This is a genomic window from Paraburkholderia sp. BR14312, from assembly GCF_040948675.1.
Classification (GTDB): Bacteria; Pseudomonadota; Gammaproteobacteria; order Burkholderiales; family Burkholderiaceae; genus Paraburkholderia; species Paraburkholderia nodosa_A.
Genome location: NZ_JBFPKI010000004.1, coordinates 1 through 22,913 on the forward strand (window position 1 = coordinate 1; position 22,913 = coordinate 22,913).

Below are 22,913 nucleotides of genomic sequence, written 5' to 3' on the forward strand. Positions count from 1 at the left end.
CTTCCCATCCCGAACAGGACCGTGAAACAGCTCCACGCCGATGATAGTGCGGATTGCCCGTGTGAAAGTAGGTAATCGTCAGGCTCCTTATGCAGCAAGTCCAGAACCCCGGTGTCTCCGAAAGAGAGCCGGGGTTCTGGCGTTTGGGCGCGGGAAAATAGAAGGCTATCTGCTCGTTCACTGAACGACGCAGCAAAGCCACCTCACGGCCAGCTCGACTGGCCGCGGTGAGAATGTGGCAAGGGGCGCGCCGACGCAGTGCCGGCGCTGGGTTCAGTGCCTGCGGCGAACCCGGTCGAGCACGTGATGCTCGGCCAGCCAGTGATGCATCATGCCTTCGCCGTCGTGCTCTTTCCGGTAGGCGCGCGATTCGAAAATCGATAGCCCGAGCAGAACCAGCAGACCTACAGCAAGACCGATCAGACCCGCAATAGTTTCGGCATCCATGGCAGCCTCCTGTCGATTGCAGCCATGTCCGTATCTTAGAACAGTGTCGCAACGGAAAAAATAGCGAATTCAGCCGCTTCGCTACTGGCCGGGGCGCCGCTGGATCACCATTCAGAAAGGATTTGAGGCGATGTACCGTGTTTATCTGGCCCTTGCAATGGCCGCTTTGCTCTCGGCGTGTGCCGACAACGCACCGACTCACCGCCACGGCACCCCGCCGCAGGATCCGCCCGACTACCACGGTGTGCCGACCGACGACCGACCGCCGATGATGATCGACAACCCGCCGCCTGCACAGTAAGAGCCGACGCCTGGCGCGAGCGCCGTCAGTGCAACTGCACAGCCACAGGTACGATCGCGCCGCTGATGCGCGGTAGCAACGGCGAGAGCGTCAGCCCGCGCGCGGCCATGAAGACGAGCAGAGCGATCCACAACCCATGATTGCCGAGCGGCCCGACCAGCACCCATGACGCGCACAAAAACACAGCCAGGGACACCGCCATGGCTTGCATGAGTTCGCGTGTGCGCGTCGCGCCGATGAATACGCCGTCCAGCAAAAAGCCCCAGACGGAGATGAGCGGCGAAAGCGCGGCCCATGGGAGGAATGCCTGGGCAGCGGCACGCACGGCCGGCTGGTTGGTAAGCTTCTCGATGATCCAGGGGCCGCAGGCCCAATAAACCAACGAAAAACCGAAGGCACCCACCGCTGCCCAGAACAGGTTGACCTTCACGGCCTGGCGGAACGCATCGCGATTACCCGCGCCGATCGCCGCGCCTACCAGCGCTTCGGCCGCATGGGCGAACCCGTCGAGACCGTAGGCCATGAAGGTCTGGAAGTTGAGGAGCAGGGCGTTCGCGGCAAGGATCGCGTCGCCTTGCTTCGCGCCCAGATGCGCGAACCACCCAAACGAGCCCAGCAGGCAAAGCGTACGCAAAAAGATATCGCGATTGATCGCGACGAGGCGTTTGAGCGCTGCCGGCTCGAGTACAGTTTGTAACGCGAGCGGCGCGAGCCCGCGAGGACGAAGCCTCCACAGTACGCCGGCACCGAACACAAAACCGAGCGTATCGGCCGTAGCCGTCGCCGCACCGATTCCGGCGATGCCCCACTGAAGCCCGTACACATAGGCGAGCACCGCAACGACGTTCGTCAGATTGATAAAGATCTGCGAAAGCAGCGCAATGCGCACGCGCTGAGTGCCGAGCAGATATCCGAGCACGACGTAATTCGCCAAAGCGAAAGGCGCAGAGCCGATACGCGCAAGACAATAGACCCCGGCGTTGTGTTGCACGTCTGCGCTGCCGCCGATGGTCGTGAGCGTGTACCGGATCAAAGGCGATTGAATCAGCAGGATCGCGGCGCCAATAGCGAATGCCAGTAGCAGGGCGCGCACGACATTCGCGCGCAATGCGGGGAGGTCGCGCGCGCCGTAGGCTTGCGCGACGAGCCCCGTCGTCCCCATGCGCAGGAAGCCGAAACCCCAAAACACGAAGTTGAAGAACAGGCCGCCTAGCGCGACGCCGCCAAGATCGGCCGCGCTGCCGAGGTGGCCTGCTACTGCCGTGTCGACGGCGCCGAGGATCGGCTGGGTGAGATTGGCGAGGACGATGGGGAACGCGAGCGTCAGCACGCGTCGATGCCAGCCTCGCTGGTCAGGCAGGGCCTCAGCGCCGCTCAAGCGCGTTCCTGCACGCACACCCACGGCGAGACGACGACCGCCCACAACTCCGGCTTGCGCGCCGAGTAATCGGCTGCGGTTTCTGCCGGCATACGTGCGACGAGGCCCGACGACAGCCATTGCATGACGACCGCCCTGTCGTCGTTGGCGATCGCCTCCGCCACGCTGACGAGGTCGAGGTCACGCGCCACACTCAGCAACTTGCCTTGCGCGAAGAAACGTTCGAGATCCTGCCAGTCGATTTTGGCGGTTTCGCCGAGCAGCTTGGCGTACGTCGAACTGGGGTTGGCGTCTTCGATAGTCATGATGATTGGAAATTCGTTGCGGCAGATACTATAAACGATAGTCTGCCAGCAGACCGGTGGTCGGTTAGCGAACGCCGGATCCGCGGTATTAATCACATTAATAAGTTGATATCCAGGCTCGTGGCGCCAAAACGTAGACAATAAGCCACATTAAATCAGCAAACATCTGATCTAAGCGTGCGGCGCATTTGTGTTTCAAATCTGTACGTCACATCGAATAAATGCATTGTTGCGTGCGTTTGCACACTAAAGCCGGCGGCTTCGAAAATGCGAAAAGCGCCGTGCTTTAAACCGACGATCGAGGCTCGCAAAACCCCTCGACAGGACCTTGTTGTTCAGCCTGAACGTCCCGCCCAGCAAGCCTTTGCGCTGGTTGGTGACTTGTCGTTGCGTGTCATTGAAACATGCGATCTTATGAGCAGCCGCAGATGATTCGGCATCCTCATTCGGTGCTGAAAAGTGATGCGACACATAATCCGTGCGCCGTAGCACATTTTCGCGCTAATTAAGTGATTGCGCCGCCGGAAGCCCGTTGATAGATTGCGATTCGGCGCATGGTAAACCGGTCCTTTGCCGATATGCGCCAAACCCCCGTTAGCCCGGCGCCATGCCGGGCTTTTTTTCGTCCATTGATTTGGCTGGCCGTAGCGGCCTGTCTCAACGTGCGGGAAGTTCTCGAGTCGGATCGATCGAGCGCCCCTGGTACCGTAGCTCGAAATGCAGCATCACGCGATCGTTGTCGGTGCTGCCCATTTCCGCGATCTTCTGCCCTTGCGCGACGCTCTGACCTTCCTTCACTAACAATGCCTGATTGTGCGCATAGGCCGTCAGGTAATCGCCGTTGTGCTTGATGATCAGCAAGTTACCGTAGCCACGCAGACCATTACCGGCATAGACCACGGTGCCGGGCGCCGCGGCGACGACGGGCGTGCCGGCCGCATTGGCGATGTCGATGCCTTTCGAGTTACGGCCGTCAAAGTTGCGGATGACCTGGCCGCTGGTCGGCCAGACGAGCGAAATCGACGGCGCAGCCGCCGCCGAAGGTGCGGATGAAGGCGCGGATGCGGTATCGGTTGTTTCGGCGCTCTCGCGCGGGGCAGTTGCTGCGCTACGCGGCGGCGCGGTGCGGGTGCTCGCTGTGCCGGCGGGCGGTTCGACGCGCAGGACCTGGCCGACTTCGATGGCGTCGGGGTTCGACAGATTGTTCCAGCGCACGATGTTCTGCACGGACTGGCGAGTGCTGCGCGCGATCTTGTACACAGTGTCGCCGCGTTCGACTCGATAAAAGCCGGGGCCGACCGGAGCCGATCCGCACGCCGCGAGCAGCGCAACGAGCGCTGCACATGCAATCCGTCTGATTCCTGGTGCCAACATTGAACCTCGCATGACCTTGCCTCGACGGACCAGGGTCCGCCGCGCTGGCAAAACGCCTGATTTTAGCGGGTTTGCCAGCGCAACTGGGGTTTTGCCTGACGAATGACTGACGAAGTCGGCAGCATCCATACCGGCGCCGGCCCAGCACGGCGCCGCCGGTGCGCGCGATTAGCCGCCGAGCGTCTCGACGCCGATACGCAGCGTCGCCGTCTCCGTTTGACCCGGTGCGAGCCAGCGCAGGCCGAGGCCGTTGTGGATCGCGTCGGGCAGGCCCAGCCAGGGTTCGACGCAGTAGAAGTCGGAGTCCGCGGCTTCCGTCCACGTCGTGACGGCGTACCAGGGAAGCGAGCCGGGCCGGTTCAGGTCGATCGTCACCGCGCGGCCGAGTCCTGGCGCCACGAGGTGCACCGGCGAGGCGGGCGGCGTTGGCTCGAGCACATGGAAGCGGTCGATGATGCTTGCGTCGTCGAGCCTGTATTGCGCTTTGCCGGGTTCGGGCGCACTGATCGAACCGTCCGCGAGCTGATGGCGGCGCTGGCTAGCCGGCAGGTCGAGCGTCGTCTGCGCGCGCTGGGCGTGGGGCAAGGCGAAGTAGAAGTGATGGCCCGCGTACCAGGGGAGCGGATTCGGGCCGGTATTAGTCGCGGCGAGCGTCACGTCGAGCGTATGCGCGTCGGCCAGCCGGTAGACCGCTTCGAAGCGAAAAGCGAACGGGTAGCCGGTGCGGGTGGCGTCGGAGTCGACGAGCGTCATCTGCAGGCCGTGCCCGTCGTCGTCGACTTGCGCCGCGAACGGCAGGTCGCGCGCGAAGCCGTGCATCGGCAGATCGCGGACGACGCCTTGAGCGTCGCGCCAACGCCCGATCTGGCCGTCGACACGATGGCGGCCAAGGAAGGGGAAGAGCAGCGGATTGCCGCCGCGCACACGTGCCGGCTCCGCCCAGTTCGCATTTTCCGGCCATACGATGACCGGCTGGCCGCCGACGTGCCACGAGAGCAAACGGCCGCCGGCCCACGGCGCGAAGCGCAGCGTCGAGGCACCGCGGCTGAGGGTGAGGATGTCCTGCTCTGGATGTGCGTTCATGGGCGGGCCTGGCGTGGGTGGAAGAAGGGTGGCGCGGATGCGCCGGACAGAGGCGGATTTTGCGCCGCTTTCTCATGCGTGAAAACCCTTGTCGGGAAAGCGTGGGTGTCGTTGGCGGACAAGAGTCAGCATAATCCGCATGACCGTGCGTTAGCGCACAGAGCATTTTCGCAGGAGACCTCCCCATGGACCTCGCAATGGCAATGAGCATGGCTCTGTTCAGCCTCTTTGTCGGTAGCAGCGCCTATTTCTTCTACAAGATGGCGCGCTGATCGCGCCGCGTTCCGTCCCCCTCGACCGGATTCCCGAGAGCGCGACACGCAGTTTCGCGCCAGGATCCCTGCATCCGCAGCCAACTTTGTTGCGACGCAGTAACTTTTCTGACAAATCCATCTCCAAGCTTGGCGCTGCAATACGGCCCAGGCATAATCGGTGCGCTTTGCCGCACCGGCTCCGCAACGGTCCGGCCCCTTACACCACCATTACGAGGATCCGCGCGTGAGTCTCTGGTTTCTATTCTTCCTGAGCGTGTTGCAAGGCGTCACCGAACTGTTCCCCGTGAGCAGCCTCGGCCATACACTGCTCGTGCCGGCACTGTTCGGCATGCACATCGACAAGCACGCGCCGCAATTGCTGCCGTTCCTCGTCGCATTGCACCTGGGGACCGCAGTTGCGCTGCTCTGGTATTTCCGCGAGCGCTGGGTCGCGTTGATCAGGGGCTTCTTTGCCTCCCTGGGCGGTCGCAAGAACGACGACGGGCACATGATGTGGGCGCTCATCATCGGTACGATTCCGACGGGTATCGTCGGCCTCGTGCTCGAAAAGCGCATCGAAGCCATCTTTCACGATCTGCGCATCGTCGCGGCTGCGTTGATGGTCAATGGCGTGCTGCTCTGGTTCGGCGATCGCCTCCAGCGTGCCCGTGCGCATCGTCCGCCGGAGAAACTCACGTTCCGCCAGGCCTTTCTCGTCGGCCTCGCGCAGATCGGCGCGCTCATTCCCGGCTTTTCACGCAGCGGCCTCACGATGATCGCCGGCAATGCAGCGGGCCTCACGGCAGAAAAGGCTGCGGAGTTCTCGTTCCTGCTCGGCACGCCGATCATCTTCGCGGCTGGCGTGCTCGAACTGCCCAAGCTATTTCACGCGCGAGATCAGCTGATGACTGCGGTCGTTGGCGGCGTGCTCACGGGTATTGCGGCCTGGCTGAGCGTGAAGTTCCTGATGAGCTATTTCGAGGGACGCGGGCGCCTCGCATCGTTCGGTGCGTACTGTCTGATCGCGGGCGCGATTTTCCTTGGCTGGTTCGCGTTGCATCAGCAGCCGGTTTGATTTGGGCGCGAAGGCCCTTGGCAAGCGCGATGAGCGAGGCGCGACCGCGTGAGACGATCGCGGTATAATCCAGCCCCGTCTTCGCGAGGCCCGCTTGCGGCCTTGCGCACGTTCACGCGACAGTAGCTCAGCTGGATAGAGCATCGGCCTTCTAAGCCGAGGGTCGGGGGTTCGAGCCCCTCCTGTCGCGCCAGATCAAATAAATAAAAAGCCCGGCCTTCCCCGCCGGGCTTTTTGCTTTATCACACACCACGAATCCAGGCCGATTCAAACCCTCACGCCACGAGCCGCAACGGCACCGGCTCCTCGGCCGCCTGCGCGAGAAACACCAAACGGCGGAACTCGTTCGGATTCGAAATGCCGGGAATCGGCGTAGCGATCAAGCCACCGCCGCCCACGACGAGCGAGCCATAGTCGAATATCCGGCCGATCAGGCTTTGCTCGATCCTTACGCTCTCTATCTTCGCTAGCGTCAACTCCACCGTGTGACGACGGACCGCACCGAACCTGGCCACCACGCGCTTGTTGGTCACGGCGAATTCTGTCGTCCACCAGGCGAGTAGCGACGCACCGAACAGTCCCATCCCTGCGGCAAAAAAACTCACCGCTGCGAGCGGCGACGTCCCCATGGTGCCGACGAGCACGCCCCAAACCATGAGCAGAAGGCTGAATGTGATACGCGGCCCCATCGCCCAGAAGCAGGGGTGTCCCTCGCAGACGATCCTTTCGCCTGGTAAGAGAGTCGATTCGACGTATTTCACAATGACCTCCGTCAAGATTTGTTCAGTAATTAATTTGTAAGGTAGTGCATCCTGCGGCGTAGGATCCGTGGTCAAACGTCGCGGCTCGACGCCTGGCGGACGCGCGGAGCGGGCAGGGGCGACGAATTCGCGGCGCAATAAAAAAGGGCAGCCCGAGGGCTGCCCTTCAAACCGGATGAGCAACATCCGGCAATCGATGGTCCGATGGCTTGTCGCGCTTAGAGCTTGACGTCGAGCGCGTTGGTCAGATCGCCCATCGGCTGGGCGCCGTTGCTCTTGAGCGCGGCGTCGCGGTTGGCAAGTCCCGGCAATGTGGGCAGCGAGAAGCGGCGCGTGATGAGGCGCAGGATCGAGGTCGTGTCGTACTGCGTGTGGTCGACGTAGCCCTTTTTCGCGTACGGCGAAATGACGAGCGCCGGAATGCGCGAGCCCGGGCCCCAGCGGTCGCCCTTGGGCGGCGCAACGTGATCCCAGAAGCCGCCGTTTTCGTCGTAGGTGACGACCACGACCATGTTGTTCCACTGCGGGCTCTTCTGCAGATGCGCGATGACGTCCGCGATGTGCTGGTCGCCGCTCGCCACGTCCGTGTAGCCCGCGTGCTCGTTCAGGTTGCCCTGCGGCTTGTAGAACGCCACGGCAGGCAGCGCGCCTGCATCGATCGCCTTGATGAACTCGGTGCCGTCCATGCCGCCGTCGAGCAGGTGCTTCGCACGTGCGTCGGTGCCCGGCGCGTAGTTCGCGAAGTAGTTGAACGGCTGGTGGTGCGGCTGGAAGTTCGGCGCCGTCATGTTCGCGCCGTAGATCACGCCCGACGTGCTGTTCTGCGCCGCGCTCACGGCCGCGCCCCACGCGCCGCCGTACCACGCCCACGTCACGCCCGCGTTCGAAAGCAGATCGCCGATGTTCTGCGCCGTTTGCGCGGGCAGTGTGGAGGCGTTCGACGGGTCGGCCAGGTTCGTGTCACCGCCCGAAGCCGCTGCGTTGCCGCTCGGCTGATACGGCGGCTGCATTGTGTTGACCGCATAGAAGTCCGGCGTCAGATTGCCCGACTTCACGAATTTCGGCGCGCCGTCGAGCGCGGACTTCGGCGAGTTCGATGCGAGCGTGAGCGAGACGCCGTCGGCGTCCACGGTCGAGATCGTCGGCTTGGCCGGGTTCGTGTCCGCGTTCGCGTAGTACGGCGTGCACGCGCAGATCAGCCACTGGTGATTCAGGAACGAGCCGCCGAACGCGCCCATGAAGAAGTTGTCGGCGAGCGTGTATTGCTGGGCGATCTTCCAGAGCGGGAGCTTTTCGGCGCTCGTCGTGTAATGCCCCATCACGAGACCGCCGGAGTCGCCGTAGGCCGCGAACATGTCGTTCTTGCCGCCGTGGATCTGCATCTGGTTCTCGTAGAAACGGTGATACAGGTCGCGCGTCGTGACTGAGAGCGGCACGTTGTAGCCCTTCGCGTCGTCGATGGCGAACGGCGCATTCGGCATGTTCTCCGTCATCGCCGCGGTCACGACGGGCGTGACGCCCGTTTGCGTGAGACCGTTCCAGACGGTCGGCAGCGTGGCCAGCACGGAGCCGTCGCGATCGAGCTGCTGCGCGCTTTGCGCGCTCACGTTCTGCAGGCCGTTGGCGTTCGGGAAGCTGCCGTACAGGTTGTCGAAGCTGCGGTTTTCCGCGTAGATCACGACGATATTCTTCACCGACGAAAGGCCGGGCTTGCTGCTGTCGTTGCCGCCGCAAGCCGCGACGGCCAATACCGACGCCGCTATCGCGATCGGCGTGGCATAGAACCATTTTCTGTTGATCATTTTTCTCTCTCGCGTTGGGGGCCCGCATGGAGGCCGGCGCGAATGACACCGGCCTTCGGGCGAGGCGCAGTGTCGCAACGGAATTTGACAGCGATATGTAAAAAATTACATTTAGCTTTTTCGCGGCCTTTGTTTGCATGACATCTTACTTACGTCATGTCATTGGAGCGTCACATCGCCGACATACGCTTTCGCGACTTCGATGTGCGGCTGAGCGCATCGGTATTCGCACTGCAGCGGCGCGCCGCCACGCGCGCCGCGCTCAAGCTTCGGGGATCAGGCATGTTGCGTAGATTGGCGCGTCATTCGGCGCGAACGGAAGGTGAGACGCGGGCTCGAGCGCTCGGCGGCGCATGCCGCAACGCGGGCCTCCTCCTCGTGATGGCGGCGGGGCTGTCATTGCTGCTGACGGCATGCGACGGCAGCACGCCCGCTTCCGCAGACGCCGATACGACGACAGGTGCATCCGGCAGCGCCTCGCGCGCGCACGACGCCAATGCGAACGCACGCGCCGTACAGGGCGTGAAGCTCATGAAGATTGCGACGCCTGCACAAGGCGGGCAGACGCGTGCCGAGGTCTATGCGCAGGTGCGCCGCATGACGGCGCTCGGCAAGCAGATGTTCCTCGATCCGTCGCTCTCGGGCTCGGGCAAGATGGCATGCGCGTCGTGCCACAGCCCGGACCACGCGTTCACGCCGCCCAACTCGCTCGACGTGCAGATCGGCGGCGCCGACATGCGACGCCAGGGCATGCGCGCCGTGCCGACGCTCAAGTATCTGCAGGCGGTGCCGGCGTTCGCCGAGCACTATCACGACTCCGATGACGAAGGCGATGAAAGCGTCGATGCCGGTCCGACTGGCGGCCTCACATGGGACGGCCGCGTCGATCGGGGCTCGGACCAGGCGCGCATCCCGTTGCTCTCGACGTTCGAGATGGCGAGTTCGCCGAAGAAGGTCGCCGAAGCCGTGCGCGCGGCACCCTACGCAGGGGCGTTCAGGGAGGCCTTCGGCGCGCGCGTCCTCGCCGACGACGACGCGACTTTCAAGGCCGTACTGAAGTCACTGGAGACATTCGAGCAGTCACCCGAGGTGTTCTATCCGTACACGAGCAAGTACGACGGGTACCTGGCCGGCAAGGCCACGCTCAGCGCCGCCGAACTGCGCGGGCTGCAGCTTTTCAACGACGAGAAGAAAGGCAATTGCGCGAGCTGCCATATCAGCCAGCGTGCAAAGGACGGCTCGCCGCCACAGTTCAGCGACTTCGGTCTGATCGCCGTGGGCGTGCCGCGCAACCGCACACTTGCCGTGAATCGCGACCGCAAGTTTTTCGATCTCGGCGCATGCGGTCCGGAGCGCACGGACCTCGACCATCGCGCGGAATTTTGCGGGCTCTTCCGCACGCCGACGCTGCGCAACATAGCGCTCAAGAAGTCGTTCTTCCACAACGGCATCTACCATTCGCTGGAAGACGTGCTGCGTTTCTACGCACGGCGCGACACGAATCCGGAAGCGTTCTATCCGGTGGTGAAGGGCCGGGTGCAGAAGTTCGACGACTTGCCGCGACAGTATTGGGTGAATCTCAACACGGATCCGCCGTTCGATCGCAAGCCGGGCGACGAGCCGGTGTTCAGCGACGCCGAAATCAAGGATGTGATTGCGTTTCTCGACACGCTCACCGACGGCTGGCAGCCGGGCGCGCACTGAGCGTGGACTGGGCGCAGCGTCAGATGCCTGCGATCAACAGGCAGGCGCCGGTGAGCACGAGGAAGGACGCGAGCAAGCCGACCGTGCCGATGCGCACCGTGGCGTCCGGCCAGCGCGGCGCGTGCTCGGGATGGAGCGTGAAGTTCGGGCCGCGCGCCTGATGTTTCGGCGTGTGCGTGTAGTGCGCGACGAAAGACATCAAGCCGACGCAGATGAGGGCCAGCAGGACCGCAAAGACCCTCAATGCGATGGCGTAGGTCATGTCAGATAAACCGCATGGGCTGTAAGTGGGCGAGGAAGCTATCGTATTGATCGGCCCTCTCCCTCACCATCGGATCAATCCGAAAAGGACTCGCCCGCCCGCGCCCGTTCGGCCTTGCTGAACGAGCCAAAAAAAGGGCGCGTGTTATGCTTTTCGTCGATGCTTTCAGTCCGCCGAGGAGAACACATAATGTCCAGAATGCCCCGAACCCTTCACTCGCTGAGCGCCCTGGGCGCGGCGCTCATTGTCGCCGTTGGCACGGGTAGCGCGCATGCCGCCAACCTGGGCTTCCTGAACAACACACCCATGTCGTTCATGACCCAGGCGGACTACAACTCGCTCCAGAACGCCGTGCGCGATGCCGTCGAGCACAAGGCCGATGGCGAGAGCGCGTCATGGTCGAACGAAGGCTCGCGCAACGGCACACGCATCACATCGACCATCACGCCGTCGAATACGCAAAAGGAAGGCGCCAAGACGTGCCGCGATACGGAAGTCGTCATCAACGCGAAGGGCCAGTCGATGACACTGCGTCCGCACTTCTGCCGCACGGGCGAAGGTGCCTGGGTTTTCCAGAAGCAGCACTGAGCGCGCGGTGAACGGCAAGATCGTTTCGTGCGGCATTGTGCTGCTCGATCCTGAAGGCCGCGTGCTGCTTGCGCACGCTACCGGCACGAATCACTGGGACATTCCGAAGGGGCAGGGCGACCCCGGCGAGACCGAATCGCAGAGCGCGTGCCGCGAGATGGTCGAGGAGACCGGCATCGAAATCGCGGCGTCGCGCCTCGTCGATCTCGGGCGCTACCTGTACCGGCGCGACAAGGATCTGCATCTCTTTGCCGCGCGCGCGAGCGCCGATGAACTCGATCTTTCGCGTTGCGTTTGCGTATCGCTCTTTCCGCGACGCGAGGACGGCGTGATGATTCCGGAAATGGACGCCTGGCGCTGGACCGTACCCGTTGAAGTGGATCGCTACGCGAGCCGCAGTCTCGCGCGGCTCTTTAGCACGTCGCTCTCGCTCGCGGATCTGCATCGCAGACTTTGAGCCGCTCTCGCCAGCCGCCGCCAAAATGAGAAAAGCCCGCACGAATCCGCGCGGGCTTTCTGTTTGCGGGCAGGCGCGGCGCGAGCCTTACTTGCCCCAGCTGTCGCGCAAACCGACGATGCGGTTGAATACCGGCGCACCCGGCTTCGAATCGTAGCGGTCGGCGACGAAGTAGCCATGGCGCTCGAACTGATAGCGGTCTTCCGGCGCGGCGTCGCGTGCGCCCGGTTCCAGATACGCTTGCACCACGCGCTTCGAATCCGGATTGAGCGCTTCGAGGAAGTCGCGGCCGCCCGCGTCGGGCTGCTCTTCGCGGAACAGTCGATCGTAGAGGCGCACTTCCGCCGGGCACGCATGCGCTGCGCTGACCCAGTGAATGTTGCCCTTGACCTTGTAGTTGTTCGCGCCTTCCGTGCCCGACTTGCTGTCCGGGAAGTAGTTGCAGTGCACGGCGATCACGTTGCCGTTCTCGTCCTTGTCCGCGCCCGTGCATTCGATCACGAAGCCATAGCGCAGACGCACCTTGTTGCCCGGGAACAGGCGGAAATAGCCCTTCGGCGGCGTTTCGTTGAAGTCTTCGCGCTCGATCCACAACTCGCGCGAGATCGGGAACGTGCGCAGGCCGCGCTCCGGATGATGCGGATGCACGGGGGCCGTGCAGTCTTCGCTCTGGCCTTCCGGATAGTTGTCGATGATGAGCTTGAGCGGGTCGAGCACGGCGGCGGTGCGCGGCGCCTTGTCGTCGAGGTCGTCGCGCAGCGCGCCTTCGAACACGCTCATGTCGATCCACGAATCGACCTTCGTCACGCCGATGCGCTCGCAGAACAGCTGGATCGCTTCGGGCGTGAAGCCGCGGCGGCGCACGCCGACGATGGTCGGCATACGCGGGTCGTCCCAGCCTTCCACGTGGCCTTCGGTCACCAGTTGCAGCAGCTTGCGCTTGCTCGTGATCGCGTAGGTGAGGTTCAGGCGCGAAAACTCGATTTGCTGCGGCAGCGGGCGCGTGAACACGCCGGCGTCGGCCAGTTCATTGAGAACCCAGTCATACAGCGGGCGATGGTCTTCGAACTCGAGCGTGCACAGCGAATGCGTGATGTTTTCCAACGCGTCCGAAATGCAGTGCGTGTAGTCGTACATCGGGTACACGCACCACTTGTCGCCGGTGCGGTAGTGATGCGCGAAGCGGATGCGGTAGATCACCGGATCGCGCATATTGAAGTTCGGCGACGCCATGTCGATCTTCGCGCGCAGCACATGGGCGCCTTCCTCGAATTCGCCCGCCTTCATGCGGCGGAAGAGGTCGAGGTTTTCGTCGACGGAGCGATCGCGGAATGGCGAGTTCTTGCCGGCTTCGGTGGCGGAGCCGCGGTTCGCGCGCATCTCTTCCGGCGACTGGCTGTCCACGTACGCCTTGCCGCGCTGGATCAGCAGTTCGGCGAACTCGTAAAGCTTGTCGTAGTAGTCGCTCGCGTAGAAGAGGTATTCCTGATCTTCTTTCTTCCACTCGAAGCCGAGCCATTCGACGGCGTCGATGATCGAGTTGACGTATTCGACATCTTCCTTCTCCGGGTTGGTGTCGTCGAAGCGCAGGTGGCACACGCCGCCGTAGCTTTTCGCGACGCCGAAGTTCAGGCAGATGCTCTTCGCGTGGCCGATGTGAAGGTAGCCATTCGGCTCCGGCGGGAAGCGCGTTTCGACGCGCTGCGCCCACTTGCCCGAGCGGTTGTCGTCGTCGATGATGTTGCGGATGAAATTGGATGCCGCAGGCGCGTCCGTGCGGTCGGCGTCTTTACGTTCGGTATTCATGCGAAAAGGGAGTCGTTCGAGGGCGCCCGTCAAAAGGATCAAAGCGCGTAACTGGGCACCCGATGGTGTCTTCCATTCTACCTGACGCGACCCGCCGTGCCAGTCCCGGTGCCGGATCGTCGCGCGGACTACAACAAGCGAGGGGAAAACGTGACGATGAGCGAAACGGCTGTGCTGGTGCTGCCGGGCTACATGGATTCGGGGCCGGGGCACTGGCAGACGCGCTGGGAAGCCGCGCACGCGGGCTTTGCACGGGTGCAGATGCCCGACTGGATGCACCCGGACTGCGAGGCATGGTGCGCGGCGCTGGATGCTGCCGTCCAGCGTGCGCCGGCTGGCGTGCGCTTCGCCGCTCACAGCCTCGGCTGCCTGACCGTGGCGCACTGGGCCGCGCATCACGCGAGCGCGGCGACGCGCGCGAAGGTGGCCGGCGCGCTGCTGGTGGCGCTACCCGATCCGCACGGTCCCGAATTTCCGCGCGACGCGCGGGGCTTCGATCCGGTTCCGCTCACGGCGCTGCCGTTTGCGAGCATCGTCGTCGCCAGCAGCGACGATCCGTATGGCGGTGTGGCGTTTTCGCAGCGCTGCGCGCAGGCGTGGGGCAGCCGCTGGATCGAGATCGGCACGCGCGGGCACATCAATGCGGACAGCGGGCTCGACGACTGGCCGCAAGGGCTGGCGTGGCTGATGTCGATGGGGAAAGAGGGCGGCTGAGCGGTCGCCCCGGGGGCCTTGCGGTTACACCACGCCCTTGCCGCGCAGCGCCGCCACGTGTTCCTCGCCGTAGCCGAGCACTTCGCGCAGTACCGCATCGGTATGCTCGCCGAGCGTGGGAGGATGGCTCGCCACGCGCGGTGGCGTTTCGCTCATGCGGATGGGGTTGCCGACCAGCCGCGCCGTGCCGCCCGAAGGGTGGGGCACGTCCACCTGCAGCCCGCGCGCGATCACCTGCTCGTTCTCGAACACTTCCGCGAGGTTGTTGATCGGCCCGCACGGCACGCCTGCCGCTTCGAGCGCGCCGATCCAGTCGGCTTTCGTGCGCGTGCGGATCAACTCGGCGACGATCGGCACGAGCGTGTCGCGATGGCGCACGCGCGCCGGATTGGTCGCGAAGCGCTCGTCGTCGGCCAGCGCGGGCTGGCCCGCCACCTCGACGAACTTGCGGAACTGCCCGTCGTTGCCGACGGCGAGGATGATCCAGCTATCGGCCGTCTGGAAGGCCTGATAGGGCACGATGTTGGGATGCGCGTTGCCCCAGCGCGCGGGCGGATTGCCGCTCGCCAGGTAGTTCGAATTCATGTTCGCGAGCATCGCCACTTGCACGTCGAGCAGCGCCATGTCGATGTACTGGCCCACGCCCGTGCGGTCGCGGTGCGCGAGCGCCGTGAGCACGGCAATGGTCGAATACATGCCGGTCATGAGGTCGGCGATCGCGACGCCGGCCTTTTGCGGGCCGCCGCCCGGCAGCGCGTCACGCTCGCCGGTGATGCTCATGAAGCCGCCCATGCCCTGCACGATGAAGTCGTAGCCCGCGCGCGAGGCGTAGGGCCCGGTCTGGCCGAAGCCGGTGACCGAGCAGTAGACAAGGTCAGGCTTGACCTCGCGTAGCGACGCGTAGTCGAGGCCGTATTTCTTCAACTGGCCCGCCTTGTAGTTCTCCAGCACGACATCGCTTTGCGCAGCCAGCTCGCGCACGATGCGCTGCCCCTCGGGCGTGGCGATATCCACCGTGACCGAGCGCTTGTTGCGGTTCGCGGCGAGGTAGTAGGCGGCCTCGGCGGTGTCCGCGCCATCGGGCGTCTTCAGGTACGGAGGGCCCCAGTGGCGGGTGTCGTCGCCGGCGCCGGGGCGCTCCACCTTGATCACGTCGGCGCCGAAGTCGGCGAGAGTCTGTGCACACCACGGTCCGGCAAGGACGCGGGTGAGATCGAGTACGCGGATATGGCTGAGTGCGCCCATGCTGTGTCTTCCAATGTCGTTCTAAGGCGGGCCGCGAGCGCATGTTGTGCGCCGGCCGATGCCGCCCATAGTAAGCGAAAAGGCGCGGCATGCGTCAATATTCGGTACAAAGTTCCGCAGTGCGGAACAAGATCGATCGTCCGTCGTGTCGCCGCGCGCCCTGTCGCGCCCATGCAAACCACGCCGGACGCGCCGCCGCGAGCGCGCGACGATCCCGTATAATCGTTCGATTCAGCACCGGGGTTTTCGTGAGCAACGTGGGCCCCGCGCGACCACGACAAAGATTCAGCACCGTACGCCCCAGGAAGGACCCAACGCACGCCATGAAAGCCGCCGACATCCGCGAGAAATTCCTCAAGTTCTTCGAATCGAAGGGCCACACGATCGTGCGCTCGTCGAGCCTCGTGCCGGGCAACGACCCGACACTGCTCTTCACCAACTCGGGCATGGTGCAGTTCAAGGACGTGTTCCTCGGCACCGAAAAGCGCCCGTACTCGCGCGCCACGACCGCGCAGCGCAGCGTGCGCGCAGGCGGCAAGCACAACGACCTCGAGAACGTCGGCTACACGGCGCGTCACCACACGTTCTTCGAGATGCTCGGCAACTTCTCGTTCGGCGACTACTTCAAGCGCGACGCGATCCACTACTGCTGGGAGCTGCTGACCAAGGTCTACGCGCTGCCCGCGGACAAGCTCACGGTCACCGTGTACAAGGAAGACGACGAAGCCTTCGACATCTGGGCGAAGGAAATCGGCGTGCCGGTGGAGCGCATCATCCGCATCGGCGACAACAAGGGCGCGCGCTACGCCTCAGACAACTTCTGGCAGATGGCCGACACCGGCCCCTGCGGCCCGTGCTCGGAAGTGTTCTACGACCACGGCCCGGAAATCTGGGGCGGCCCCCCAGGATCGCCTGAAGAAGACGGCGACCGCTTCATCGAGATCTGGAATCTCGTGTTCATGCAGTTCAACCGCGATGCCCAGGGCAACATGACGCCGCTGCCCAAGCAGTGCGTCGACACGGGTATGGGCCTCGAACGTCTCGCCGCGGTGCTGCAGCACGTGCACAGCAACTACGAGATCGACCTGTTCCAGAATCTCATCAAGGCGGCTTCGCGCGAAACGAACACGCCCGACCTCACGAACAACTCGCTGAAGGTCATAGCCGACCATATCCGCGCGTGCTCGTTCCTGATCGTCGACGGCGTGATTCCCGGCAACGAAGGCCGCGGCTACGTGCTGCGCCGTATCGTGCGCCGCGCGATCCGCCACGGCTACAAACTCGGCCAGAAGAGCGCGTTCTTCCACAAGCTGGTGGCGGATCTCGTCGCGGAAATGGGCGCTGCCTACCCGGAACTCGCCGAAGCGCAGCAGCGCGTGACGGACGTGCTGCGCCAGGAAGAAGAGCGCTTCTTCGAGACCATCGAGCACGGCATGTCGATTCTCGAAGCCGAACTCGCCGACCTCGAAGCCAAGGGCGGCAAGACGCTCTCGGGCGAACTCGCATTCAAGCTGCACGACACCTACGGCTTTCCGCTCGACCTCACGGCCGACGTTTGCCGCGAGCGCAACGTCACGGTCGACGAACCGGCGTTCGACGAAGCGATGGCGCGTCAGCGCGAGCAGGCGCGCGCGGCAGGCAAGTTCAAGATGACGCAGGGCCTCGAATACTCGGGCGCGAAGACGACGTTCCACGGCTACGAGGAAATCGCGTTCGACGACGCGAAGGTCGTCGCGCTCTATGTGGACGGCGCATCGGTCACCGAAGTGAAGACGGGCCAGGACGCCGTGGTCGTGCTCGACCACACGCCGTTCTACGCGGAATCGGGCGGCCAGGTGGGCGACCAGGGCGTGATCTCGAACGCGAGCATCCGTTTCGCCGTGGCCGACACGCTGAAGGTTCAGGCCGACGTGAGCGGCCACCACGGCACGTTGGAACAGGGCACGCTCAAGGTTGGCGACGTCGTGAAGGCGGAAATCGACGCCATCCTGCGCGCCCGCACGGCGCGCAACCACTCGGCCACGCACCTGATGCACAAGGCGCTGCGCGAAGTGCTCGGTTCGCACGTGCAGCAGAAGGGCTCGCTCGTCGATGCGGATAAAACCCGCTTCGACTTCGCGCACAATGCGCCGATGACGGACGACGAAATCCGCCGTGTCGAGCAGATCGTCAACGCGGAAGTGCTCGCGAACGCGCCCGGCATCGTGCGCGTGATGTCCTACGACGACGCAGTGAAGGGCGGCGCGATGGCGCTGTTCGGCGAGAAGTACGGCGACGAAGTGCGCGTGCTCGACCTCGGGTTCTCGCGCGAGCTGTGCGGCGGCACGCACGTCACGCGCAGCGGCGACATCGGCTTCTTCAAGATCGTGATGGAAGGCGGCGTGGCCGCGGGCATCCGCCGCGTGGAAGCGATCACGGGCGACAACGCCGTGCGCTTCGTGCAGGAGCTCGACGCGCGCGTGAATGCGGCAGCGGCGGCGCTCAAGGCGCAACCTTCGGAACTGACGCAGCGTATCGCGCAGGTGCAGGACCAGGTGAAGTCGCTCGAAAAGGAACTAGGCGCGCTGAAGTCGAAGCTCGCTTCGAGCCAGGGCGACGAACTCGTGGGGCAGGCCATCGAAGTGAACGGTGTGCACGTGCTGGCCGCGACGCTCGATGGCGCCGATTCGAAGACGCTGCGCGAGACCGTGGACAAGCTCAAGGACAAGCTCAAGAGCGCAGCCATCGTGCTGGCGGCTGTCGAGGGCGGCAAGGTCAGCCTGATCGCGGGCGTGACCGCCGAGGCGAGCAAGAAGGTCAAGGCCGGCGAGCTCGTGAACTTCGTTGCCCAGCAGGTTGGCGGCAAGGGCGGCGGCCGTCCCGACATGGCGCAGGCAGGCGGCACCGAGCCGGCCAATCTGCCGGCCGCGCTCGCGGGCGTGAAGGGCTGGGTCGAAGCGAAGCTGTAATACGACGCGTCGCGGCGTGAACGCCGCTTTGCGACGAAGAAGGGCTGTCCGTGAGGGCAGCCCTTTTTGTTTCCTGCGCAGCTTATACGTCGTGAAGACCTGCGGGCGTGGCTACCGCTTCAGCCGCCAATGGCGCCGCCATGCTGCCCGTGCGTTGCGCATCCTCCAGCAGCGCCTCCTTCAACGCGCCGAGCGCAGGCGAATAGTGGCCACGTCGCCAGGCGAGCAGCGTCTCGATCTGACCGAGCTTGCCAAGCGAATGAATCGTGACGTCGTCGGCGCTGCGTGGCAGTTCGAGCACCGAGCGCGGCGCGACGGCCACACCCGCGCCTGCCGCCACGCACGCAATGATCGCGTGATACGAGCCCAACTCCAGCACGCGGGACGGCCGGATGCCATGCTCCACATACCAGCGCTCGACATAGGCCCGATACGCGCAGCTGCGTTCGAACGCGACGAGCGTGGAGAGCGCGATATCGCCGGGCTGTCGGATCGGCCGGTGGCCGCGCGGCGTGATCATCACGAGTTCTTCGCGATAGACCGGCACGTGCTCGAATACCTCGGGGTCCGGCACCCCGTCGAGCGGCGTGGCGATCAGCGCCGCATCGATTGCGTATTCGCGCAGGCGCTCGATCATCGTGCCGGTCGTGCCCGTTTCCAGTTCGAGCGTGACCTCGGGCCACGTCTGGTGATAGCGCGCGAGCAGGCCGGGCAGACGGCTTGCTGCAGCGCTCTCCATGGTGCCCAGCCGCAGGCGTCCCGCCGGGCGACCGGCCTTGAGCGCATGGCGCGCCTCGTCCGCGAGCGCGAGCAGGCGCTCGGCGTAGGGCAGCAGGGTTTCGCCAGCGGGCGTGAGAATGAGGCGGCGGCCCTCGCGCGTGAAGAGCGGCGTGCCGAGTTGATCTTCGAGCTGCTTGATGCGCGTGGTCACGTTGGACTGCACGCGGTTGAGCTTGGCGGCGGCCCGCGTCACGCCGTTTTCCCGCACCACCGCCCGGAAAATCGCCAGTTCGGCGAGGTCCATAGTTCTCTCCTTGGAATGCATCGATTCATGATAATTCATTTTTCGTGAACGGTAGAATCGCCTACGATGGTAGGCAGTTGCTTAATCTGCTGATCTCATGAACGACTACGTCCCCGGCACCGTCCACGTTTCCGAAGCCCGCCCGCATGCCGGTCGGCGCGCGGCGTTGGCCTGCATGGTGAGCCTCGCCGTCGCGCTGGGTGTCGGGCGCTTCGCCTTCACGCCGCTCCTGCCGCTGATGCTGCACGGCGGCGCGCTCGACCTGCGTCACGGCGGCTGGCTCGCGTCGCTGAACTACGCGGGCTACTTCGTGGGCGCGATCAGCTGCGTCGCGCTGCGCATGGCGCCCGCGAAGATCGTGCGCGCGGGCCTCGTGGTCACGGTGCTCCTCACGCTCGCGATGGGCCTCACGCAGCAGTTCTGGATCTGGGCCGTGGTGCGCTTCGTAGCGGGCGCGGTGAGCGCGTGGACCTTCGTATTCGCCTCGCAGTGGGGCCTGCGGCGGCTCGCGCAGCTCGGTGCGAACGAGTGGGGCGGTGTGATCTACACCGGTCCCGGCGTCGGCATCATTGCGACCGGGCTGTTCGTGAGCGCGGCCGGCGGTCTCGGCGCGCGCACGGGCTGGATCGGCTTCGGGCTGATCAGCGCGCTGCTCGCCGCCGTCGTCTGGTCGACGTTTGGAGCAGACATGCGCGCGCTGGCGCCGCGTCCCGCCGCGCGTGCCTCGGCAAGCGTCGCGCACGCGCAGCGCGAAGGGCGCCGTGCCGACGCCTTCTGGCTCGTGCTGCTCTACGGCGTGCCGGGTTTCGGCTACATCATCACGGCGACGTTCCTGCCCGTGATCGCGCGCCACGCGCTGCCCGGCTCGGCCTGGCCCGACCTGTTCTGGCCGATGCTCGGCGCCGCGCTGATCGCCGGCGCGCTGCTGGCTGCGCGCCTCCCGCTCCACTGGGACAACCGCCTGATGCTGGCGGGCGCCTACGTGCTGCAGGCCGTGGGCATCGCGCTCGGCATCGTCTGGCCCAACGCCGCGGGCTTCTCGTTCGGCAGCGTGTTGATCGGGCTGCCGTTCACGGCGATCACGCTCTTCGCGATGCGCGAGGCGCGCCTGCTGCGCGGCGAGCATGCCGCCGCGCTGATGGGCTATGCGACGGCCGCCTACGGCGTCGGGCAGATCGCGGGGCCGCTCGTGGCCGCGCCGCTTGCGGCTTCCACAGGCTCGTTCTCGCCTTCGCTGTGGCTCGCGGCGGGTGCGCTCGTGGCCGGCGCAATCGGGCTCGTATGGCGGGCGTGGCACACGCGCGAGGCCGCACGCGGACGCTGATAGCACACTAGAATGGACGCTTTCGCGGGCGCCGCGAGCGTGTCCACCGGGCCGCGCGGCTGGTTCCCAGCGCCATCGACCCTGCCTTTTCCCCATGAGCGAATACCAGTTTTGCCCGCGCTGCGCCACGCGTCTGACCGAGCGCGCCGATCCCGCCCACGAAGGCGGCCGCGTGCGTCTCGCTTGCCCGGACCACGCCTGCGGCTACGTCCACTGGAACAATCCGTTGCCCGTCGTGGCGGCGATCGTCGAGTACGAGGGCCGCATTTTGCTGGCCCGTAACGCGGCCTGGCCCGAAGGCATGTTCGCGCTCATCACCGGCTTTCTCGAAAACGGCGAGACGCCCGAGGAGGGCATCGCGCGCGAAGTGCACGAGGAAACCGCGCTGCGTGCAGAGAGTGTCGAACTCGTTGGCGTCTACGAGTTCATCCGCAAGAACGAGCTCATCATCGCGTATCACGTGAAGGCGTCGGGCACGATCGCGCTCTCGCCGGAACTGCTCGAATACCGCCTCGTCGAGCCCGCGAAGCTGCGGCCGTGGCGCGCGGGCACGGGCCAGGCGCTCGGCGAATGGATGCGCCGGCGCGGCTTGCCGTTCGAGTTCGTCGAGCGTCCCGGCCAGTGATGGCCGCGCGCCGAGCGACGCTTTCCCGCCCCGCCTTCCCTGGATCTCTTCGATGAACCGACCCGTTACCGTCGCCCGCTCCGGGTATCGTCATTTCCTGCCGATCGGCACGCGCTGGATGGACAACGATGTCTACGGCCACGTGAACAACGTCGTCTACTACAGCTACTTCGACACCGTGGTGAACGAGTATCTGATTCGCGCGGGCGCGCTCGACATCGAGCACGGCACGACCATCGGGCTCGTCATCGAAACACAGTGCAATTACTTCGCGCCGCTCGTGTTCCCGGAGCGCGTGGAAGCGGGGCTGCGCGTTGCGCGCCTCGGGTCGTCGAGCGTGCGCTACGAGGTCGGGCTCTTTCGCGAAGGCGAGGACGCGCCCGCGGCGCAGGGGCATTTCGTGCACGTCTACGTCGATCGCGCGACGCGCCGGCCCGTGAGCGCGTTGCCCGATGCGCTGCGCGCGGCGCTCGAGCCGCTCGTCGTCGGCTAGACGCGGTCGGCTAGACGCGCCTCGGCGCCTCAACGCGCCACGCTTACGCGTTCGAGCGCCGTCATCGGGCCGAGCTGTGCGAGCGTTTGCAACTGCGCCGCATTGCGCACGAAGAACGAGCCGGCAAAGCCGAGCGAGTTGACCGAAATCCCTTCGACACATTCCGTCGTGCGGGGCACCACCAGCATCCACCGGCGTGTAACGAGCAGGTTGTACGGCGCGCCCTGATGCGCGACGCCGCCCACGTCGATCGCGGGCACGCCCGCCGCGTCCAGCAGCGCGCGATAGCAGCCGAGTGCGACTTGCGCGGCATCTTCCGCCGTGCCGATACTCGGGCCGAGATCGAGGCGCGCGAACGCATGGCGAAACGCGAGCCCCGGCACGATCGCGATGGGACGCGCCCCGTGGACCGCCTGCGCGCCGCCGAGCAGCGCTTCGAGCGGCGCGGCGTGAGGCCCATCGCCTGCGAGCGGCAGCGGCACCATCTGCAAATGCTTGTGCGGCTGGCTCGCACCCGCTACCGCACCACCGTTGTAGAACCCGAGTCCGTCGATCTCGCGCAGCACCGCGATCAGCGCGGTGAAGTCCGCCGCGTCGAGCAGCGCGTCCTGTGGCTCGTAGCGGCGCGTCACGATCAGCAGATGCCGGTCGATCACATTGAACTTGTTGAGCAGCGCGATATGGGTGGGCGAGAGGTCGCCGACGAACAGATCGGACTCGTAAGGCAGGAACGGATTGCGCGGGGGCTGCGGAGCGGACGCAATCGAAGTCTGCGGCGTGAGCCGCGCCGCCCCCTTGCGCGCGAGGTTCTCGGCCACGCGCACGGAGAAACGCATGCCGCCATCGTCGATGAAGGTATGCGCCGTCTCGATGGGATGGAGCGCGCCGCACGCGAGCGCGTGTGCCGTCTGCCGCTCGATCGCCGCGCGCAGCGTCGTCATCG

The 22,913-nt window shown here is 65.0% G+C and carries 22 protein-coding genes and 1 tRNA gene; 11 read left to right on the forward strand and 12 right to left on the reverse strand.

From position 1 onward, the window contains the following. Positions 1-273: 273 nt before the first annotated feature. Positions 274-447, reverse strand: coding sequence for a hypothetical protein (locus AB3X98_RS12035; protein ID WP_165822956.1), 174 nt, complete (start codon positions 445-447; stop codon positions 274-276). Positions 448-577: 130 nt separating this feature from the next. Between AB3X98_RS12035 and AB3X98_RS12040 the strand changes: the two genes are divergently transcribed. Then, positions 578-748, forward strand: coding sequence for a hypothetical protein (locus AB3X98_RS12040; RefSeq protein WP_176732998.1), 171 nt, complete (start codon positions 578-580; stop codon positions 746-748). A 25-nt stretch (positions 749-773) separates the two neighbouring features. Here AB3X98_RS12040 and AB3X98_RS12045 read toward each other — a convergent pair whose 3' ends face one another. The 4 genes from AB3X98_RS12045 to AB3X98_RS12060 all read right to left on the reverse strand — a co-directional run bounded on the left by AB3X98_RS12045 (position 774) and on the right by AB3X98_RS12060 (position 4,888). Further along, the gene (locus AB3X98_RS12045) at positions 774-2,126 is read right to left on the reverse strand and encodes an MATE family efflux transporter (RefSeq protein ID WP_368606145.1); all 1,353 of its coding nucleotides are present in this window, start codon (positions 2,124-2,126) and stop codon (positions 774-776) included. Then, on the reverse strand, positions 2,123-2,431 hold the full coding sequence (locus tag AB3X98_RS12050) for a DUF2288 domain-containing protein (RefSeq protein WP_069268696.1): 309 nt from the start codon (positions 2,429-2,431) through the stop codon (positions 2,123-2,125). Before AB3X98_RS12050 ends, AB3X98_RS12045 begins: the two co-directional genes overlap by 4 nt. Positions 2,432-3,088: 657 nt before the next feature. Beyond that, positions 3,089-3,805 (reverse strand): peptidoglycan DD-metalloendopeptidase family protein, encoded by a 717-nt coding sequence (locus AB3X98_RS12055; RefSeq protein ID WP_368606171.1) that lies wholly within the window; start codon positions 3,803-3,805, stop codon positions 3,089-3,091. Positions 3,806-3,973: 168 nt separating this feature from the next. Beyond that, positions 3,974-4,888 (reverse strand): aldose epimerase, encoded by a 915-nt coding sequence (locus tag AB3X98_RS12060; RefSeq protein ID WP_342945977.1) that lies wholly within the window; start codon positions 4,886-4,888, stop codon positions 3,974-3,976. 498 nt (positions 4,889-5,386) lie between these two features. Here AB3X98_RS12060 and AB3X98_RS12065 point away from each other — a divergent pair, with 498 nt between their 5' ends. Both AB3X98_RS12065 and AB3X98_RS12070 read left to right on the forward strand, forming a co-directional pair. After that, complete coding sequence (locus tag AB3X98_RS12065; RefSeq protein ID WP_069268693.1) at positions 5,387-6,217, forward strand: undecaprenyl-diphosphate phosphatase; 831 nt, start codon at positions 5,387-5,389, stop codon at positions 6,215-6,217. A 116-nt stretch (positions 6,218-6,333) separates the two neighbouring features. After that, positions 6,334-6,410, forward strand: a tRNA-Arg gene (locus AB3X98_RS12070). 82 nt (positions 6,411-6,492) lie between these two features. On the opposite strand, the gene AB3X98_RS12075 is transcribed toward AB3X98_RS12070, so the two are convergent. Together AB3X98_RS12075 and AB3X98_RS12080 are read right to left on the reverse strand one after the other, a co-directional pair. Beyond that, positions 6,493-7,164 (reverse strand): PH domain-containing protein, encoded by a 672-nt coding sequence (locus AB3X98_RS12075; protein ID WP_368606146.1) that lies wholly within the window; start codon positions 7,162-7,164, stop codon positions 6,493-6,495. 32 nt (positions 7,165-7,196) lie between these two features. Then, positions 7,197-8,780 carry an acid phosphatase gene (locus AB3X98_RS12080; RefSeq protein WP_368606147.1) on the reverse strand — a complete coding sequence of 528 codons (1,584 nt, stop codon included), beginning with the start codon at positions 8,778-8,780 and terminating at the stop codon, positions 7,197-7,199. Between the two features lie 381 nt (positions 8,781-9,161). On the opposite strand from AB3X98_RS12080, the gene AB3X98_RS12085 reads away from it, so the two are divergent. Further along, positions 9,162-10,484, forward strand: coding sequence for a cytochrome-c peroxidase (locus tag AB3X98_RS12085; protein ID WP_368606172.1), 1,323 nt, complete (start codon positions 9,162-9,164; stop codon positions 10,482-10,484). Between the two features lie 19 nt (positions 10,485-10,503). Here AB3X98_RS12085 and AB3X98_RS12090 read toward each other — a convergent pair whose 3' ends face one another. Beyond that, entirely contained in the window at positions 10,504-10,746 is a 243-nt protein-coding gene (locus AB3X98_RS12090) for a hypothetical protein (protein WP_069268692.1), read from the reverse strand. Positions 10,747-10,935: 189 nt separating this feature from the next. Between AB3X98_RS12090 and AB3X98_RS12095 the strand changes: the two genes are divergently transcribed. Both AB3X98_RS12095 and AB3X98_RS12100 read left to right on the forward strand, forming a co-directional pair. Next, positions 10,936-11,334, forward strand: a complete 399-nt coding sequence (locus tag AB3X98_RS12095; protein ID WP_069268691.1) for an RT0821/Lpp0805 family surface protein — start codon at positions 10,936-10,938, stop codon at positions 11,332-11,334. Between the two features lie 7 nt (positions 11,335-11,341). Further along, positions 11,342-11,791, forward strand: a complete 450-nt coding sequence (locus AB3X98_RS12100; RefSeq protein WP_069268690.1) for an NUDIX domain-containing protein — start codon at positions 11,342-11,344, stop codon at positions 11,789-11,791. 87 nt (positions 11,792-11,878) lie between these two features. Here AB3X98_RS12100 and AB3X98_RS12105 read toward each other — a convergent pair whose 3' ends face one another. Then, complete coding sequence (locus AB3X98_RS12105; protein ID WP_069268689.1) at positions 11,879-13,597, reverse strand: glutamine--tRNA ligase/YqeY domain fusion protein; 1,719 nt, start codon at positions 13,595-13,597, stop codon at positions 11,879-11,881. Between the two features lie 156 nt (positions 13,598-13,753). On the opposite strand from AB3X98_RS12105, the gene AB3X98_RS12110 reads away from it, so the two are divergent. Further along, entirely contained in the window at positions 13,754-14,311 is a 558-nt protein-coding gene (locus AB3X98_RS12110; protein WP_368606148.1) for an RBBP9/YdeN family alpha/beta hydrolase, read from the forward strand. A 24-nt stretch (positions 14,312-14,335) separates the two neighbouring features. Here the strand turns inward: AB3X98_RS12110 and AB3X98_RS12115 are convergent, their stop codons facing one another. Continuing rightward, the gene (locus AB3X98_RS12115; protein ID WP_368606149.1) at positions 14,336-15,556 is read right to left on the reverse strand and encodes a CaiB/BaiF CoA transferase family protein; all 1,221 of its coding nucleotides are present in this window, start codon (positions 15,554-15,556) and stop codon (positions 14,336-14,338) included. A gap of 323 nt (positions 15,557-15,879) precedes the next feature. Between AB3X98_RS12115 and alaS the strand changes: the two genes are divergently transcribed. Then, on the forward strand, positions 15,880-18,504 hold the full coding sequence (gene alaS, locus AB3X98_RS12120; RefSeq protein WP_342945971.1) for an alanine--tRNA ligase: 2,625 nt from the start codon (positions 15,880-15,882) through the stop codon (positions 18,502-18,504). Positions 18,505-18,586: 82 nt separating this feature from the next. Here alaS and AB3X98_RS12125 read toward each other — a convergent pair whose 3' ends face one another. Further along, a complete protein-coding gene (locus AB3X98_RS12125; RefSeq protein WP_368606150.1) occupies positions 18,587-19,528 on the reverse strand; it encodes a LysR substrate-binding domain-containing protein in 942 nt (313 codons plus the stop codon). 97 nt (positions 19,529-19,625) lie between these two features. On the opposite strand from AB3X98_RS12125, the gene AB3X98_RS12130 reads away from it, so the two are divergent. The 3 genes from AB3X98_RS12130 to AB3X98_RS12140 all read left to right on the forward strand — a co-directional run bounded on the left by AB3X98_RS12130 (position 19,626) and on the right by AB3X98_RS12140 (position 21,970). Then, on the forward strand, positions 19,626-20,852 hold the full coding sequence (locus AB3X98_RS12130) for a YbfB/YjiJ family MFS transporter (protein ID WP_069268684.1): 1,227 nt from the start codon (positions 19,626-19,628) through the stop codon (positions 20,850-20,852). Between the two features lie 94 nt (positions 20,853-20,946). Continuing rightward, on the forward strand, positions 20,947-21,477 hold the full coding sequence (locus AB3X98_RS12135) for an NUDIX domain-containing protein (RefSeq protein WP_342945969.1): 531 nt from the start codon (positions 20,947-20,949) through the stop codon (positions 21,475-21,477). 52 nt (positions 21,478-21,529) lie between these two features. Then, positions 21,530-21,970: a thioesterase family protein gene (locus AB3X98_RS12140; protein ID WP_069268682.1), complete on the forward strand. Its 441-nt coding sequence runs from the start codon at positions 21,530-21,532 to the stop codon at positions 21,968-21,970. A gap of 29 nt (positions 21,971-21,999) precedes the next feature. Here AB3X98_RS12140 and AB3X98_RS12145 read toward each other — a convergent pair whose 3' ends face one another. Then, a complete protein-coding gene (locus AB3X98_RS12145) occupies positions 22,000-22,911 on the reverse strand; it encodes a DUF4922 domain-containing protein (RefSeq protein ID WP_368606151.1) in 912 nt (303 codons plus the stop codon). Positions 22,912-22,913 lie beyond the last annotated feature (2 nt).